Raw genomic sequence first — 18,693 nt, forward strand, 5'->3', positions numbered from 1 at the left:
CATTTCTAATTTCTCATTAGTCATGAATAAAAACTATGAAAAAGCGTACAAAGAGAGGGTGTGTCACGAATTCATGACACACCCTCTTCATAAAATGCTTTTAAATTTCTCGCAGTAATGTAGAAAAATTACTTAGCTGGAGTTGCAGGAACTACAGGGGCAGCCTTCTGAGCATCAGCAGCAGGGGCAGCCTTCTGGGCATCAGCACCCTTAGCAGGAGCTGCAGTCTGAGCACCAGCAGCATTGTTAGCACCTGGCATAGCAGGGAGAGCAGTCTGCTCTGTTGTAGCAGAATTTTCCATTACACTACTTTCACCAACAGCTGTTGGAGCTACATAAGCACAAGCTACGCTGATGATAACCATAGCAGCAGCAAGACCCCAAGTTAATTTCTCTACTACATCAGTGGTCTTACGAACACCCATGATAGCGTTTGAAGAAGAGAAGTTGGATGCGAGACCACCTCCCTTTGACTCCTGGATAAGCACGATGAAAATCATCAGCAATGCTACCAGAACGATTAATACTACAAATAATGTGTACATTTTTAAAACTAGTTTTATTTATTATTTTTGATCAATTTTTCCAAGAATCGCATCTGGTCAGCATAATGCATGCTTTTGCCTGGATGCTTTTCATGCAAACGGCGTATAATGTCGAGTGCACGTTGGTATTTTCCCTGTTTAATATAGATGCGAGCCAAAGTCTCAGTAAAGACTCCACTATTTTCAGCCTGTTCCTCCTTGTTGTTGTCATCCAACTCAGGTTTGTACTCAGGCTGATAATCAGCAGAAACATCAATCTTAGGAAGTTTAAATCCTCCATCCTCCATAAAATCATCAATAAGCGAGATGGTACGAGAGGAGTTCTCTTCCTCAGTCTCCCCTTCTGTTTCCAGAAGATAAGCCACATAATCGACGGCTGCATCAGCAGGAGTTGGTTTTCTTTTTTCCTTTTTCTTTTCCTCGTCTTCCTTATCAGCAGGTATAGACTCCAAAAAATTGTCTATCAAATCTGAAGTTCTATCAGCCGTATTATCTTTCTTTCCAGCCGCAGCATGCGACTCTTTCTTGAGCTGATAATGAGCAGCCTCCACCATCTGGAATATCACCTTTCTGTCAGTAATATAGATAGCTGCCCGGCGAAGTTCTTCATCAAAACTGGCATCATGGAGCAAATACAAGTTCTGCAACATCAGCAATCGAGCCGTCTGATAGTACGGATAGAGTGCTAACAGCTCACGGAGATCATAAAGAGTCTCTTTATTCATCTCCTCCGGATGTTGTATCAATCTTGTTAATTCCACGAATCTCTAATAATATTAACAGTTATAATTTTTAAAATCTTTTTTCTAACGAATTCAACTTTTCAGAAGAAATTCTTCTTTCAGACAAAATGCCTCTATTCTGCCCACATACATCTCTTATGAGAAATAATATCTCCCCTGAGAATTATAACTCCAGAGAGAATGCATATTTCTTGAGAGAATGCCTAATTACCAGTTTGCAACAGTAGCGTTGAAAATCTGCTCCACAAGATCCTTCACCATCTGATTGACCAGTTCTTCCTGAACCGAAGCCAGGCTCTGGGTAGTCTCATAACTCTTTGAAGAAGTAAACTGGCGTTCAAAATCTTCATTGTGGTTCACATTATTGGTGAATCTCACATTTACAGTAATAGACAATTCGGTCTGTGCAGAATAGCCTTCGCTCGAAACACTCTTGTTGCGCTGGCTATACTGTGTAATCTCTCCCTCTATCTTCAGGTCTCCATTTCTCTTGACCTGTTGCAAGCGGGTATGATTAGCAAATTCATCCTTCAAGGCATTGTTGAACATCGGTCCCATCGGTCCCCACACATAGGTACTTCTAATAGGGAATTCAGCTATCTGAATGGTCTTGGTCTTGGTATAGTCGATGCTTGCGCCATTGAACTTATAGCTCACGGAGCATGCAGCAAGAATGCCAATAGTAAGGATGACACCTATTATATATATATGTTTGCGAAAACGCTTCATATTCCAATTGTCTTACTTATTTTTGTCTTTTTCTTCTTCCTCATCGCCATTGAGTCCATATTGCTTGAGTCGGCGATAGAGCGTACGGTCGGAAATACCAAGTTCCTGCGCAGCCTTTTTGCGATTTCCGTTATTTCGTTCCAAAGCCTTTTCGAGCATCTGGCGCCCCAAATCATTCAGATTCAGCGTTTCCGGTTCATTGATTTCCTCAACGATGGCATCTTCTGTCGCATGATGCGGAATGACCGGACGGATACTTGGTGTCTTATCCATTCTCGCAGGGAAGTCGCTTACAGACTCTACTGGAGTAATAGCATTAGGACTTGCAAATCCACTGGCACCATTGAGCTGGCGGGCTTCATCCAACTGCTTGCGCAGAGAACTGACATCACGACGGAGGTCACTCACATTGCCTCTCAACTCATAGAGAATCTTATAGAGAAGTTCACGCTCGCTCTCGTAGCTATGAGCACCGCCCGTCTGGGAAGGAATCGTAGCCAACTGGGTTGACTCTTCATCCATCGGAATATAATGCAAGAGCATCTCAGCACTGATTTCCCGTTCCTGACTGAGCACAGACATCTGTTCCGTGATATTCTTAAGTTGTCTTACATTTCCCGGCCACTTATATTTGAGCATGATGCCCTTTGCATCCTCGCTGAGCGAAATCTTAGGCAACCTGTACTTTTCAGCCATTTGCATCGCAAAAAGTCTGAAGAGCAGAAGGATATCATTACCTCTTTCACGAAGCGGCGGCATCTGGATTGGAATGGTATTCAGACGATAATAGAGATCTTCGCGGAAGCGACCTTCACTGATGGCTTTGCGCATGTTGACATTCGTAGCTGCCACTATTCTCACATCAGTCTTTCTCACTTCCTGTCCACCTACGCGGATATATTCACCGGTTTCCAGCACACGGAGCAATCTGGCTTGTGTCTGGATAGGCAGTTCGCCCACCTCATCGAGGAAAATGGTTCCCTTATTGGCGATACCGAAATATCCTTCACTTTCTCCGATAGCTCCCGTAAAGGAACCTTTCTCATGACCGAAGAGTTCGCTATCGATAGTACCTTCAGGAATACTACCACAGTTGATAGCAAAATACTTTTCACGGCGGCGTGGTGAATGATCGTGGATAACACGCGGAATGATTTCCTTACCCACACCCGATTCACCGATGATAAGCACAGAAAGATCTGTCGGTGCCACCTGCAAGGCGACATCGAGCGCACGGTTCAATCCATCGCTATTCCCCACGATGTTATACCGTTGTTTTACTTTCTGAAGTTCACTTGTGTCCATTTAGCTGACAAAATTACGCATTTTTTTTTAATAATCTGCAAAAATGGCATAAAATAGTCATTTTTTTAACTTTTCACCTCAGGCTTTGGGTTAAAAGGAGCATTAGAATGCTTCTTTGGGATAGAAAAACGCACTTTCTCGCTCTCATCACGTTTTTCGCGATAAAGCTTTGGAAGCGGATTTTCACGAGCCTCATCATACTCATTGCGATGGTGATAAGCATCCACAGCCAAATAGACTGCATGGCGGAAAGAAGTCTCATCAGCCTCTCCTACTCCTGCGATACAGAACTCCGGTGTAACATCTGCTGCAGTACGGATGATTGGCATGCCGGCAGTGAAGACTACACCGTCTTCCGTATATAGTGAATGGAAAGGAGTTGTTGCCTGGTCATGATACATAGCCATCACGCCGTCGAAGTCTCTGAAATAGCCTTTTCCGAAGAATTCATCTGTAGCATACGGACCAAACGCCTGTACGCCTTTCTCTGCCAATGCATCAATAGCAGGGATAATGATTTCGCGCTCTTCTGTACCGCAACTGCTATCCTCATTGGTCTTTGGATTCAAAGCAAGTACAGCGATACGTGGATTGCTGATATAGAATTCACGCTTGAGAGTCTGCTGCATCAGGGTTACTTTTTCTACGATCGCCTCCAGACTGATAGCTGCAGGTACATCTTTCAGAGGTGTCTTTTCTGTGACCGATGCGATACGGAGATCACCGCCAATCAGCATAGACAATCCCTTCTTGCCTTCACCAAGACAGGTCTCAATATAATTTCTATGACCAGGGAAAGGATAATTATCCATCTGCGCATTGGCATTGTTGATAGGTCCGGTAACCAGCACGTCGTAAAGACCGGCACGATAATCAGTCATGGCACGATCGAGCGCCTTTACTGCAGCCAGTCCTGAGTCAGCCGTAGGCATACCCATATCCACTTTCACCTCGTCATCTACAGCAGCCAGAAGATTGATTCTTCCATCCTGTACATCCTCAGCCTGCTGAATGATAGAGAACTGACCTGGCAAGTTCATGGCCTTGCGATAATAGGCTGCCACTTTTGGCGAGCCATATATAATAGGTGTACAGAGTTCCAACATTTCAGGCTCTGCAAAGGTTTTAAAAATGAGTTCATATCCGATACCATTGGTATCTCCGTGGGTGATAGCCACCCTTACTTTCTGATTGTCCATATATTATATTTTGATGTATTTATTTGAATCTTATGATATTTATCTGAAACTTGCGATGGTGATAAGCTGAAACTTGCGATATTTTCAACTTCAGCTTACGAAGTTTTCATCTGCTGTTTACGAAATTTTTACCTGATAGTTGTCAGCACAGCTTCCAACTGCTTGACTAAATTTCTTTTCTTCATTTCGGGCGCATAGACGAAACCAATGATGACTAATGCATTATATTTTCCAAGGACGTTCCGCCCTTGTGTGAAGTCGGCATCAGACATCAGCTTCATCACATAGGGTCCACCCATGGCATCCCCCTTCATTTCCCAGCATCCATTTAAATATTCCCTGATATAGGCAAGTTGCATGTACATGCCATCCTCCTCACCCGGCACGTTGACACGTAGTACGCTGTCAACTTTCGGTTTGAGAGCAGATGGAAGATAGGGATTCTCTCGCCAAAAATCTCTCAACTTAAATATGAGGAGGCTCTGCATACCCGAGTTTGCATTATTTGACAGCCACAGGAAATCCTTACCACGCTTACTTGACTGCATGTCAGCAGGAATCTTCATGTCGATGCCGAAGAGCCGCTTTACCTCTTTCTGCTTCTCTACATTCTGCCGGATGACAGACGCCAGATGCTTCAGTTCCAATTCGTCCAGTATCTGGCGGAGTCTCATTCCATCCAGGCGGCTTTTCAACTGTTCTACGGTCTGCGCCTTGATACGGATGATGACTTGCGGAGCAGCATTGACATCTTGGCTGATTTTCACTTCAAAGTCACGATTTCTCTTATCCACATCCACGACGACCCGATTTCTTACCGTCTGATACAGGCTTGTCAGTTTTCCTTTTCTCACCTGTATGATATTAAACATGGGTTCCGGCTGAGGCATATCTGGCACACTCTCCTGCAAGATAGCAGTTACGATGCGATTCGTATCTCCTTCAAGCACCACCTCATAGGGCTGACCGATACTTTCAGGAAGCCGACTGCTCTTTCCGTCTTTGCAACAAGCCAGCACGAATACAAAGCAGATTGCAAGAAATAATCTCAGATATTTCCAATTCATCATTATTTTATCATCGTTTTGTCGCTTATCTTCAAAAGAAAGGTCTTCAGCTCAGGAGAAATTCATTCACAGAGTAAAGTCTTTGAAGAACTATTTGATCAAAAGGACAACTCCTGTCGAGAAGAAAAACTCCTATCAAGAATACTCTCGGCAAGAGCCCCCTACCGCGAGAAAAGACTTTCTATCGAAGAAGAAACGGGATTATCGCGAAGAGCGTTCTTCGTCCTCGTGCTCTCTGATTTCTCCGATTTTCTTGGATGTACTGAGCAAGCCACAAGCTGCATAGATATCCTGTCCGCGACTGGCACGGATGGTGGTGAAGACACCGTGAGAAGTGAGATAATCACGGAATTGTTCCATTTTCTCATCATTGACGCCCTGCAACGGGATGTCCGGAATCTGATGGAAACGAATCAGATTGAAACGGCAGTCGAGGCCCTTCACCAACTTGATGATTGCCTTGGCGTGCTGCATACTGTCGTTCACTCCCTTGAACACGATATATTCGAAAGACAGGCGACGCTGATGAGAGAAATCATAATTGCGGAGCAGCTCCACAACCTGTTCTATACCCATACCCTTCTCGGCAGGCATCAGTTCTGCTCGCTCAGAAGGTATCGGATCGTGCATCGAGATAGCCACATGGCACTCGCTCTCTTCGAGGAATCGCTTCAACTTGTTTTTGACGCCCACCGAACTTACTGTGATACGTTTCGGACTCCATGCCCAACCATAGTCAGCGGTCAGTATTTCCGTGGCACGCAACACATTATCCAGATTGTCCATCGGCTCGCCCTGTCCCATAAACACGATATTGGTGAGTTTGTCCACCTCTGGCAGGGAGTAGATCTGGTTGAGGATATCGCCAGCAGGCAAACTTCCTTCAAACCCCTGCTTACCAGTCTGACAGAAGAGGCAGTTCATCTTGCATCCCACCTGTGATGAGACACAGAGCGTGGCACGGTCTTTGTCGGGGATATAGACCGTCTCTACAAACTTTCCGCTGCGCGTAGGGAACAGATATTTGATGGTACCATCTACGGAATGCTGTGCATCGGTATATCCGGCACATCCTATCTCATATTCTGCGGCCAGCTTGGCACGGTTAGCTTTCGAGATATTAGTCATCTCATCGATGCTCTTCACATGCTGTTCATAGAGCCATTTAGCCATCTGCCCACCCGTGAAGGCAGGCATACCCAAGTCCTTAGCCACTTGCTTCAATTCAGCAAGGGTAAGCCCCAAAAGATATTTTTTTTCATCATTCATAGTGCAAAGATAGTATTTTTTGGCGAAAAATTGTTATCTTTGCCACATATTTTAATATAATAAGCTAAAATATAGATAAAAAATACCGTTTTGACCTCCGGAAAGGGAGCCGAAACGCAAAAACATAACACAAAAAATGAGAGAAAAAATAGACCTTTTCTTACCTTGTGAAGACATTGAAGTAGCCCAAAGCGCACTTCTGGAACTTCATGACAACAAGACGGTTCAGCATATCAATCTCCTGGTGAGCGCTGATTTTGCAGCCCATCACCAAGTGCCTGATGGATGCACCTTCGTAGTCATTGACCGATTGGAAAGCAGCAACACGGTAGAAAGCATTGCTGAAAACACCGATGCCGACTATGTGATGATCTGCACCAAGACGACTCCGATCAGATGGGGACTCTATGCCCTGGAACGATTCCTACGCACGGCAGACGACACGGGTGCCGTCATGGTTTACTCCGACTTTTATTCCTTAATCAAAGAAGATAATGAGGCTGCAAAAGTTGGAGGAAAAGAAGAAAAAGATGGAGCAGAAACTCTTGAAGCAAAAGCGGATGGAGCAGAAACTCATAAACTGAAAGCTGAACAAGAAGCGAAAACTGGCAAGCTGATCAAGCATCCGGTTATTGATTACCAGTCTGGTAGCCTTCGCGACGACTTCGATTTTGGAAGCCTCTGGTTCATCAAGGCGCAAGCCCTCCGCGACTTCATCGCCCAGCAGGACAGAGCTGACTATCAATATGCGGGTCTCTACGACCTCCGTCTCTACCTGAGCCGCGTGGGAGAGATTTTCCATCTCAATGAATTCCTCTATACAGAAGATGAACTCGACAACCGAAAGAGCGGCGAGAAGCAATTCGACTATGTGAACCCTCGCAACAGAGAGGTGCAGATAGAGATGGAAAAGGCTTGCACGCAGCACCTCAACAAGGTGGGAGCCCTCATCGATACCAGCTTTTATCGCCAGCCGGATTTCGGCGAACAGGAATTCTTCTACGAGGCTTCTGTGATCATCCCGGTTTTCAACAGAGAGAAGACCATCGCGGATGCCGTGAAGAGTGCGCTGAGCCAGAAAGCCAATTTCAAGTTCAACGTCATCGTGGTCAACAATCATTCTACCGACCGCACTGGCGAGATTCTTGATGAAATCGCTCGCGAGATGGAAGCCAGAAACGACAAACAGGCGGGGCGGCTCGTACAGATTGTGCCAGAGAGAAACGATCTCGGCATCGGCGGCTGCTGGAATGTAGCCATCAATAGCGAGTACTGCGGCAAGTTTGCAGTCCAGTTGGACAGCGACGACCTCTATTCGTCTCCGAAGACTCTCCAGAAAATCGTAGATGCCTTTCACAACCAGAAGGCAGCGATGATGATCGGCTCGTACCGCATGTGCGACTTCGACCTCAACACCCTGCCTCCAGGACTGATAGACCATAAGGAATGGACCGAGGAAAACGGTTGCAACAACGCACTGCGCATCAATGGATTGGGTGCTCCGAGAGCATTCTTCACACCGCTCGTCAGACAGATACAGTTCCCTAACACGTCTTATGGCGAAGACTACGCCTTAGGACTTGCCTTCTCTCGCCGATACAGAATCGGAAGAATCTATGATGAACTGTACCTCTGCCGCCGCTGGGGAGGCAACAGTGATGCCGCTCTGAGTATCGAAAAGGTGAATGCCAACAATCTCTATAAAGACCGTCTGCGCACGATGGAACTGAAGGCACGCCAGCAGATGCTGCAGGGCAAGGCCGACATTATGGAAGACAGCAGTATCTCACGCTTCTTCAACCGCCAGTTGGAGAGATGGGAGGATGCCCGCCATCGCTACCGCGACCTGAAGCACGTGGAGAGCCAGACTCTCTCCGACCTTCTCAAACTGCAATGGAACCCTGCCCGCATCGTGAGCACAGGTGCCAAGATAGACAAGAAGACCCTCGATGAGCGCCCATGCTTCCTCTGCGAGAAGAACCGTCCGAAGGTACAGATGTCCAAGCAGATAGACGAACGTTTCTACCTGCTGGTCAATCCGTTCCCTATCCTTCCGGTACATTTCACGATTCCGGCACGCAAGCATCAGCCGCAGGCCATCTTCAAGAACTATGGCGAGATGCACCGATTCCTGAGTCTGCACAGCGAACTGATGGTATTCTACAACGGTCCGAAGTGCGGTGCCTCGGCTCCAGACCATCTGCATTTCCAGGCAGGAACCAGCGGCATACTTCCCCTGCAGAACAACTGGCAGCGCCTCTCACGCAACCTGACAGATATCATCTGCCTGAACGACGAGGAGAAGATAGCAGCCATCCGCGACTATACCGTTCCTGCCTTCGTGATCATCTCCAAGAGCGAGGAATGCGACGAGATGCTCTTCAAGCGCCTCTACAGTGCGATGCCTCAGCGCGGCGACGAGACTGAGCCGATGATGAACATCGTGGCCTGGCGCAAGGGTGATGAATATATCAGTATCGTGATTCCAAGAGAGAAGCACCGCCCGGAAGCCTACTTTGCCGAGGGCGATGCCCAGATCATGGTTTCTCCAGGAGCCCTCGATATGTCGGGACTCATCATCACGCCACGCGAAGAGGATTTTCGCAAGCTCACCGAGGAGAAGGCTGAGGCTATCCTGAAGGAATGCGGCATTTCCGGCGAGAAGATGGAATGCATCATCCATAAGCTGAAGGCTGCCAAGGAGGCTGAGGAAAGCACCGTCACTACTTCCACATTATATAATAACGGCAAGCAGCCGAATGTCTCTGTGGGCATCGTGAGCGGTCAGAAGATTCACTTCTCGCTCAACAAGCCTTACCTTGCCAAGGGCGAAGTGGTTACGGGCGAACAGGAAGTGGAATTCTCCGAGGGAGGTGTGCTCTGGAACGGCAATCAGTACAGTTCGCTTACCTTCCATCCGCAGAGCTGCGATGCCTCCTTCTCACTGAGCGATGTCACTATCGGCGTCAACTTCCACTGGGAACGCAAGGAAACACAGACCTTCTTAGGTACGCTCCATTTCGTGGTAGAATCAGACAAGATCTGCGCCATCAACGAGCTTCCTGTGGAGAAGTATCTGGAGAGCGTGATATCCAGCGAGATGAGTGCCACCTCCAGTCTTGAACTCCTCAAGGCGCATGCCGTGATCTCCCGTTCATGGCTCCTGGCACAGATGAAAAAGCGAAGAGACGTGGCTAAGAGCGGAAACAATTTCTTCTCTTTTGTCAAGAAAGACGACATGCTCATCCGCTGGTACGACCGCGAAGACCACACCATCTTTGATGTCTGCGCCGACGACCACTGCCAGCGCTACCAGGGCATCACCAAGGAGACTTCTCCGCATGTGGCAGAAGCTATCCGCCAGACCAAGGGACAGATTCTGATGGATGGCGAGGAAATCTGCGATGCCCGGTTCTCTAAGTGCTGCGGCGGTATCACCGAGGAATTCCAATATTGCTGGGAGAACACGCCTAAGAGCTATCTCTCTGCTGTGAGGGATATTGCTTTGGGAATCAAGCCGGAAGGACTGAAGAGTTCTATGAATGCCGAGTGCTTGAAGGACGCAAGTGATACTGAGAACTTGAAGGGTTCAAAGGCTCTGATGGATTCTGAATACAGACTTCCGGATCTGACTCAGGAGGAAGAGGCTGACCGCTGGATCCGCTCCAACCCGCCTGCTTTCTGCAATACTACAGACAGAAAAGTGCTCTCGGAAGTATTAAACGACTATGACCAGGAGACTGCCGATTTCTACCGCTGGAAGGTGACGCTGACCCAGGAGAAACTGCAGCAGCTACTCGAAGAGAAACTGAAGATGAACTTCGGCGACATCCTCGACATGAAGGCTGTGGAACGCGGTACAAGCGGACGCATCAGCAAACTGCAGATTATCGGTACCGAAAAGACTTTCACCATCGGCAAGGAACTGGAAATACGCAGAGCCTTGAGCGACAGCCATCTCTACAGTTCGGCTTTCGTGGTAGATAAGTTTGATCTGGACGAGAACCAGGTTCCTCAGCGCTTCGAACTGATCGGAGCCGGATGGGGACACGGAGTGGGTCTCTGTCAGATAGGTGCTGCCGTGATGGGCAACGAAGGATACTCCTACGATGATATCCTGCTGAGATACTATCAGGGAGCAGAAATTAAGAAAATCTACAAGTAATGTCTCTGGGATGGAATCTTTTCTGAGAGACAAGTAATGTCTCAAGGATAGCATCTTTTCTGATAGACAAGCGATGTCTAAGAAACAGGACGATATCTAATGGACAAAAGATAAATATCTAATGGATAAAATGGTAACAAAGAAGAATAGCAGGAATCCATGGGCATGGATCCCTACCCTATATTTTGCAGAGGGACTGCCCAACGTGATCGTGACAACTCTCTCTGTAGTGATGTATATGCAGTTGGGACTCACGGATGCCGAAGTGGGTCTCTATACAGGATGGCTGGCGCTTCCCTGGGTAATCAAACCCTTGTGGAGCCCGTTCATCGACCTGCTGAAGACGAAGCGCTGGTGGGTACTTACGATGCAGGCGCTCATCGGAGCAGCACTGGCAGGCATTGCGTTCTCGCTGCCTACGGCCTTCTGGTTTCAGGCCACCATGTGCTTCTTCTTCCTCATCGCCTTCTGCAGCGCCACCCACGACATCTCTGCCGACGGCTTCTATATGATAGAGCTGGATGAGCACAACCAGACGAAGTTTGTGGGTCTGCGCAACACCTTCTACCGCCTCGCCATCATCTTTGTGAATGGTTTCTTAGTGATGCTGGCTGGTGTGCTGCAGGTGATGTTCCGCAATCAAATACGCTTCTCGTGGGCACTGATTTTCTACGGATTAGCTGGCATCTTCATCGGTCTGTGGCTCTACCATAGCCGCCTGATGCCTACGCCGAAAGAAGATGTGCAGACGGAGAGAACTGTGGGTGAAGTGACTCACGAACTGAAGAATATGTTCCGCACTTTCTTTACGAAATTCGGAGTGAGAGAGACGGTCATCGTGATGCTCTTCCTGCTGTTCTACCGCTTCCCGGAGGCTTTGCTCAATACAATGACCAAGACTTTCATCCTTCGCCCTAACTCGCAGGGTGGTCTGGGCATGTCACCGCAGGAATACGGACTTGCCAATGGTACGGTTGGTCTCATCGGTCTCCTTCTGGGTGGCATCATCGGAGGTATCTTAGTGAGCCGCGACGGTATGAAGAAGTGGCTGTGGCCAATGGTTTGCGCCATCACCCTGCCGGATGCCGTCTATATCTATCTTAGCTATTCGCTCAATTCTGATATCGTGATGGTGTCCTCCTGCCTGTTCGTAGAGCAGTTCGGTTATGGGTTAGGCTTCACGGTGCTTACGCTCTACATGCTATTCTACAGTCAGGGCAAGTTCAAAACCTCTCACTACTCCATCTGTACCGGTATTTCCTATCTCGGCCTGATGCTTCCGGGCATGGTTTCGGGTTATCTGAAAGACATCTTGGGATACCGCCATTTCTTCATCGTCGTGATGGCATGCTGCGTAATCACCTTCCTGGTTACCGTCTACCTCAAAATAGATCCTAACTTCGGAAAAAAGGAAAAGGAGGAGGAAGATGAAGGGGAAATGTTGGACGAAGAAGTGACGAATGAAGAGGACATATTGGAAAAAGAGATAACGGAAGAAGATGATATATGGGAAGAAGAGATAACGGAAGAAGAATATCTGGAAAATGAGGATTCTTCGGGAAAGCAGGATTTACAGAACGAAAACGAAAAGGGAAACCGAAAGTAAAGGGATTCCCGAAAAAAAATAAATATTTAATAGAAAAAAGAGGGTGTGTCATAAGTTCATAACACATCCTCTTTTTCGTTTCTTTGAAGATTAACTTTATCGGATAATCGTCACCTCTCCATTCTTGGCTATCTTCACGATGCTGGATGGAGTGTGAGGCTTATGCTCCTGGCGACGGGTCCAGCAAACATAATCTACTTGTTCCAACAATGTCGGGTCGATATCACGATAGTTCTGCGCTGCAGGCTCACCACTCACATTGGCACTGGTGCTCACAATAGGCTTCTGGAAGCGATAACAGAGTTCCTTGCTGAAAGACTCGAAAGTTACTCGCATAGCAAGACTGCCATCCTCTGCCACCAGATTGTTGGCTACACCCGTAGCATCATCGAGGATGATGGTAGTTGGCTTCACAGGCATGGCTACATCGATGAAATCCCAAGCCACCTGAGGCACATTGCGGAAATAACGCGCCATACGGTCTGCACTATCCACCAGACAGATAAGCGCCTTACTGTCATCGCGCTGCTTTATTTTGTAAACCTTTGCCACTGCCTCTGGGTTAGTAGCGTCGCAACCTAAACCCCAAACGGTATCTGTAGGATAGAGAATCACTCCACCCTTGCGCATGCATTCTATTGCATTCTTAATATCTTCCTGTTGAGTCATTTTTTATTCTCCTTTATTATTTTTTTCCTTATATATGAAGGAATTGATTCGTCCTTTGTTTCTCAAAAACCAATTTTCTATTTACAAGAAATTCTTTGCACCTCAAAAACCAATTCTTGATTTCCATGAAGTCCTTCGTTTCTCAAAAACCAATTTTCTATTTACAAGAAATTCTTTGCACCTCAAAACCGATTCTTGATTATATATTAAGGTGAAAGTACTTCCTTATTAAATACTTCTGTACTGCTCGATATCTCTCATTCCGTTGAGGAAATCACGGGCTTCCATTCTCTTTTTGCCGCTAATCTGTATTGTGTCGAGCTGGAGCCATTCGTCTGCACAGGCTATTTGCAGGCTCTTGCCTTCCACGCGCAAGGTTCCTACTACAGAAGAAGCAGCATTCTCAGAAGAAGCAACATTCTCTGAAGAAGCAGCAACTGCCTTTCCTGTTTTGGAAGTCTTGAATACTTTCAGCACCTGCGCCTTACCGCCTTCCTTCTGAATCTCAGTCCAGGCGCCTGGATATGGCGAAAGACCGCGAATGAAGTCATACACCTTCTTGGCTGGCTGATTGAAATCGATACGGCAGGTATCCTTGAAAATTTTCGGAGCAGAATGAAGCACGGTGTCTGTCGTGATCATCTCATCCTGCGGCATTGAGTCGATATTTCCGTCGGATGCTATCAGTCGGTCGATGGTCTCTACAGCTATCTCAGCGCCTAAGTGCATCAGTCCGTCATAAACATACTCAACATCAGCATCGTCAGGGATGGCGAATGGCTTCTGCATGATGATGCGACCGGTATCGATGTCGTGGTCGAGGAAGAAGGTGGTGACGCCTGTCTCCGTCTCACCATTGATGACAGCCCAGTTGATAGGGGCAGCACCGCGGTACTGAGGAAGAAGGGCTGCATGCACATTGAAGGTGCCGAAGCGAGGCATATCCCATACTACTTCTGGCAGCATTCGGAAAGCTACCACCACCTGCAGGTCGGCCTGATAACTGCGCAACTGCTCTACAAATTCCGGATCCTTCATCTTCACAGGCTGCAATACAGGCAAGCCCTTTGAGAGGGCATATTGCTTGACCTGCGAAGGCTGAAGAGTGTCCTGATGACGACCCACCGGTTTGTCGGGCTGGGTTACTACAGCCACCACATTATATCCGCCTTCTACAAGGCTCTTGAGGGATTCCACCGCAAACTCCGGGGTTCCCATAAATACGATTTTTAAATCTTTTTTCTCCATTTTCCTATTGTTTTAAAAAAATGCAAGTTTACAATTATCGCAGCTTTGTCAAGGGATTTTCTAATTAGTAATTTGCTATTTCTAATTTCTAATTCCAAACTCCCTTTTACTCTGCCGACATATCCGCCACAATCTGGCGATAAGTCGAATAAAGGCGGGTACGGCTGATATATCCCTTCAGCACGCCGTTCACATCCACTACAGGCAACTGGGCGGCATCAGTTTCGTCAAATTTCTTCATCACTTCCTGCATCGGTTCGTGATCGCTGAGCACGGCTGAAGGCTGGAGCATCAGCTGCTTTACCTTGAAGCGCGTGTAGAGTTCCGAACGGAAGATGATGTGACGGATGCGGGTGATATCGATGATACCCAGCAAGACGCCAGCCTGATTGACTACCGGAAGGAAATTATTGTTGCTGCGACTGATTTCTGACACTAACTTACCCATCGGCAGGTCGGGACTTACCGGATGATAGTCCTTCTCCACCACGCTCTGCATACCCATCAGCGTGAGGGCTGCCTTGTCGATATGATGGGTAAGCAACTTGCCTTCCCTTGCCAGTCGGAGCGCATAGATACTGTGGCTCTCGAAGATGCTGATGGTAAGCAGCGAGCAGATGCACACGATCATCAGTGGGATGAAGAGCAGGTAACCGCCTGTCAGTTCGGCTATCAGGAAGATGCCCGTCAGCGGTGCATGCATCACGCCCGTCATCACGCCTGCCATGCCCATCAGCGTAAAGTTCTGCTCAGGAATATAAACGCCTAACTTGTAGATGTTCCAGATGCGAGCGAAGAAGAAGCCTGCAAAACCGCCGATGAAAAGCGATGGAGCAAAGGTTCCGCCACAACCGCCTGAACCATTGGTTGCTGAGGTGGCAAACACCTTGGTGAAGGTTACCAGTCCGATATATAGCACGAGCAACTGACTGTGGCCATAGAAGAGCGAATTGCTCATCACCATGCCCCAGTCGGTCTCGGTTCTACCCTTCAGCAGGATGTTGACTGCCGAATATCCCTCGCCATAGAGCGATGGGAAGAGGAAGATGAGACTGCTCAGGATGATGCCTCCGAAGAGCAGTTTGACATACGGATACTGCTTCAACTTGGCGAAGAATCCCTCGCAGGCCGACATGGTTCTCATGAAGTAGAGACTCACGAAGCCGCAGAATATGCCCAGCAGGATGCACGCCGGCACACGGTCGAGCTCCCATGGGTCGGTGAGCGTGAAATCGAAGAGCGATTTCTCGCCCATCAGGATATAACTGAAACAGGTAGCCGTAACACAGGAGATGAGGATAGGCAGCAATGAAGCCATCGAGAGATCTACCATCAGCACCTCAAGCGTGAAGACGAGACCTGCGATTGGGGCTTTGAAGATACCAGCAATGGCGGCACTCGCACCGCATCCTACGAGCAGTATCATCGTTTTCTTGTCCATGCGGAATATCTGTCCCAGATTACTTCCGATGGCTGAACCCGTGAGCACAATCGGCGCCTCGGCTCCTACTGATCCACCGAATCCAATGGTGATACCAGAAGCTACTACCGACGACCAGCAGTTGTGTCCCTTCAGTTTCGACTGCTTGGTAGAAATCGCATAGAGCACTCTCGTGATACCATGAGAGATATTGTCTCGCACCACATACTTGATAAAGAGCGAGGTAAGATAGATGCCCACGATAGGGAACAAGAGGAAAAGCAGATTGTAGGTGCTTTTCTCAAAACCCGAAGTGAGCAATATCTGTATCTCGTGCACGATACTATGCAGGAAAAATCCGGCAACGGAGGCAAGCAGACCGATGACAAAAGCCAGGATAAGCGTCATCTGGCGGTCGGAGATATGCTCCTTCTGCCACGCTACCATTTTGGCTATTGCGCCCGATTTTTCTGCCATTTCATCTATCATCTCTTATTATTTCTTTAAAAAGTTATCCTTTTATATTATTAGAATTCCGAAGTAAAGTGGAACTTGATATGCTCGAAGTCCTGCTGCGCCATGCTCAATACATAGCCTGAATCGGCCAGGAACACATCCCTGCCCTCGATATCCTTCGCCATGTACTGGTACTTGCGCTTCTTGAAGCTCTCTAATTCCTTCTCGTCGTCGGCCTCTATCCAGCATGCCTTATGCAAGTGAACTGGCTCCCAACGGCACTTGGCATTATACTCGTTCTCTAGACGATACTGGATCACCTCAAACTGAAGCTGACCCACGGTTCCCACAATGCGGCGACCATTAAACTGGTTGACAAACAACTGTGCCACACCCTCGTTCATCAGCTGCTCCAATCCCTTCTGGAACTGCTTGCTCTTCATCGGATCATCATTCTCGATATACTTGAAGAGCAGTGGAGAGAAGGATGGCAAACCGCGGAAGTGAATTTTCTCACCCTCGGTCAGCGTATCACCGATCTTGAAGATGCCATTGTCTGGCAAACCTACGATATCGCCCGGATAAGCCTCGTCGATGGTACTCTTACGCTGCGCCATAAACTGGGTTGGCGAAGAGAAACGCACGGTCTTGTCGAGGCGCACGTGATAGTAAGGCTGATTGCGCACAAACTTGCCCGAACAGATCTTGCAGAATGCGATGCAGGAACGGTGGTTAGGGTCGATATTGGCAGTAATCTTGAAGATGAAACCCGTAAACTTAGGCTCCTCAGGCTCCACCATGCGCTCCTCTGCCTTGGTAGGTCTTGGCGATGGAGCTATCTGAACGAAACAGTCTAAGAGTTCCTGCACACCGAAGTTGTTCAATGCAGAACCGAAGAACACAGGAGCCACCTCGGCAGAGCGATAGGTCTCGACGTCAAACTCAGGATAAACGCCATCCACCAGTTCCAGTTCCTCGCGCAACTGGGCAGCCTCTCGCTCACCTACTCGCTGGTCGAGCTCCTCAGACTGCACATCCACCTCCACCTTTTCGGTTACGCGCTGCTTGTTAGGCGTAAAGAGGTTGAGCTGGTGCTCGTAGATATTATACACACCCTTGAATCGGGCGCCCTGTCCGATAGGCCATGAGAGCGGACGAACGGAAATCTTGAGTTCCTCCTCCAGCTCATCGAGCACGTCGAACGGATCACGACCCTCGCGGTCCATCTTGTTGATGAAGATGATAACCGGCGTATTGCGCATACGGCACACCTCCATCAGCTTGCGGGTCTGCGCCTCCACACCCTTGGCAGAATCCACCACGATGATGGCAGAATCCACGGCAGTAAGTGTGCGGTAGGTATCCTCGCAGAAGTCCTGGTGACCCGGAGTATCGAGGATGTTCACCTTATATGGTTCGCCAGACTGTCCGTCTGGGAGATAATCAAACTCCATCACAGAAGTAGATACAGAGATACCACGCTGCTTCTCTATGTCCATCCAGTCGGAAGTGGCAGACTTGCGTATCTTATTGTTCTTTACGGCACCAGCCACCTGTATCTGTCCACCGAAAAGCAAGAATTTCTCGGTCAATGTTGTCTTACCAGCATCCGGGTGAGAGATAATGGCAAACGTTCTTCTTCTTTCTATTTCTTTCATCTATGATTTATATGATTTTAAAATGTATATATAATAATGTACAACTACATGTCGTCGTCGTCAAATTTCAATCCCTCGGTGCGATCCTTGATATAATAGTCGCTGAGCAGTCCCACGAAGGTGGTTATCTCCTTGATGGCACGCTCTGTTTCCGGGGTAATCGGCTTCTTCTGCAGTCGGAGCAGCATCACTCCATAGAGGGCATCCAGACAGGTTTCTATCTCGTTGACATCCTTGTCGCCCCTGTTGCGCAGTTCCACGATGAATGGCAGCACCTTGTAATATTCGCCATTATAGATAGGGAACTTGGTGCTCTGCAGCAGCATGCCGTGCAGGTCGATCACGTCCTGGAGCAGCACCTTGTTGATATTGAGATGTCCCGATTCGCGCTTTCCCTCCTCATTCATCATGCGGATGAGATTGCCAAACCAGTCGATTTCCTCCTCCTTCTGTTCCGGAGTGAAATCAAAATTTTCGATATAGTGCTTCTTGATAACCGGGAGCGAACAGCCGCAGGCACGGATGATATCCTCCACCTGCCACATATACAAGAGGTATTCTGCTATACTTTTCTTCTTTAATTCCTGAGCTACAAACATCTTTTTTAAATTAGA

The 18,693-nt window shown here is 47.9% G+C and carries 14 protein-coding genes; 2 read left to right on the forward strand and 12 right to left on the reverse strand.

Features of this window, described 5'->3' with window-relative positions:
- Window positions 1-128: 128 nt before the first annotated feature.
- From secG to rlmN, 7 genes are all read right to left on the reverse strand, one after another.
- On the reverse strand, window positions 129-545 hold the full coding sequence (gene secG, locus DW917_RS02610; RefSeq protein ID WP_118116208.1) for a preprotein translocase subunit SecG: 417 nt from the start codon (window positions 543-545) through the stop codon (window positions 129-131).
- A gap of 14 nt (window positions 546-559) precedes the next feature.
- Window positions 560-1,306: a tetratricopeptide repeat protein gene (locus tag DW917_RS02615; protein WP_118116210.1), complete on the reverse strand. Its 747-nt coding sequence runs from the start codon at window positions 1,304-1,306 to the stop codon at window positions 560-562.
- Between the two features lie 189 nt (window positions 1,307-1,495).
- Entirely contained in the window at window positions 1,496-2,017 is a 522-nt protein-coding gene (gene lptE, locus DW917_RS02620) for an LptE family protein (protein ID WP_118116213.1), read from the reverse strand.
- Window positions 2,018-2,029: 12 nt separating this feature from the next.
- Window positions 2,030-3,322: a sigma-54-dependent Fis family transcriptional regulator gene (locus DW917_RS02625; protein WP_118116215.1), complete on the reverse strand. Its 1,293-nt coding sequence runs from the start codon at window positions 3,320-3,322 to the stop codon at window positions 2,030-2,032.
- A 65-nt stretch (window positions 3,323-3,387) separates the two neighbouring features.
- The gene (locus DW917_RS02630; protein ID WP_118116217.1) at window positions 3,388-4,521 is read right to left on the reverse strand and encodes a PdxA family protein; all 1,134 of its coding nucleotides are present in this window, start codon (window positions 4,519-4,521) and stop codon (window positions 3,388-3,390) included.
- 128 nt (window positions 4,522-4,649) lie between these two features.
- Window positions 4,650-5,591, reverse strand: a complete 942-nt coding sequence (locus DW917_RS02635; RefSeq protein ID WP_118116219.1) for a DUF4837 family protein — start codon at window positions 5,589-5,591, stop codon at window positions 4,650-4,652.
- Between the two features lie 198 nt (window positions 5,592-5,789).
- Window positions 5,790-6,857 (reverse strand): 23S rRNA (adenine(2503)-C(2))-methyltransferase RlmN, encoded by a 1,068-nt coding sequence (gene rlmN, locus DW917_RS02640; protein ID WP_118116221.1) that lies wholly within the window; start codon window positions 6,855-6,857, stop codon window positions 5,790-5,792.
- A gap of 136 nt (window positions 6,858-6,993) precedes the next feature.
- On the opposite strand from rlmN, the gene DW917_RS02645 reads away from it, so the two are divergent.
- Window positions 6,994-11,022 (forward strand): DUF4922 domain-containing protein, encoded by a 4,029-nt coding sequence (locus DW917_RS02645; RefSeq protein ID WP_233524610.1) that lies wholly within the window; start codon window positions 6,994-6,996, stop codon window positions 11,020-11,022.
- Between the two features lie 130 nt (window positions 11,023-11,152).
- Complete coding sequence (locus tag DW917_RS02650) at window positions 11,153-12,628, forward strand: MFS transporter (RefSeq protein WP_233524613.1); 1,476 nt, start codon at window positions 11,153-11,155, stop codon at window positions 12,626-12,628.
- A gap of 96 nt (window positions 12,629-12,724) precedes the next feature.
- Here the strand turns inward: DW917_RS02650 and DW917_RS02655 are convergent, their stop codons facing one another.
- The 5 genes from DW917_RS02655 to DW917_RS02675 form a co-directional block, all read right to left on the reverse strand.
- Window positions 12,725-13,297 (reverse strand): L-threonylcarbamoyladenylate synthase, encoded by a 573-nt coding sequence (locus tag DW917_RS02655; RefSeq protein ID WP_118116223.1) that lies wholly within the window; start codon window positions 13,295-13,297, stop codon window positions 12,725-12,727.
- Between the two features lie 228 nt (window positions 13,298-13,525).
- Window positions 13,526-14,545: a methionyl-tRNA formyltransferase gene (gene fmt, locus DW917_RS02660; RefSeq protein ID WP_118116225.1), complete on the reverse strand. Its 1,020-nt coding sequence runs from the start codon at window positions 14,543-14,545 to the stop codon at window positions 13,526-13,528.
- Window positions 14,546-14,651: 106 nt separating this feature from the next.
- Window positions 14,652-16,454, reverse strand: a complete 1,803-nt coding sequence (locus tag DW917_RS02665) for a chloride channel protein (RefSeq protein WP_118116227.1) — start codon at window positions 16,452-16,454, stop codon at window positions 14,652-14,654.
- 38 nt (window positions 16,455-16,492) lie between these two features.
- Complete coding sequence (locus DW917_RS02670) at window positions 16,493-18,079, reverse strand: peptide chain release factor 3 (RefSeq protein ID WP_118116229.1); 1,587 nt, start codon at window positions 18,077-18,079, stop codon at window positions 16,493-16,495.
- 44 nt (window positions 18,080-18,123) lie between these two features.
- On the reverse strand, window positions 18,124-18,678 hold the full coding sequence (locus tag DW917_RS02675; RefSeq protein WP_118116231.1) for a DUF4924 family protein: 555 nt from the start codon (window positions 18,676-18,678) through the stop codon (window positions 18,124-18,126).
- Between the last annotated feature and the right edge of the window lie 15 nt (window positions 18,679-18,693).

This window comes from Prevotella sp. AM42-24 (genome assembly GCF_003461825.1).
Lineage (GTDB): Bacteria > Bacteroidota > Bacteroidia > Bacteroidales > Bacteroidaceae > Prevotella > Prevotella hominis.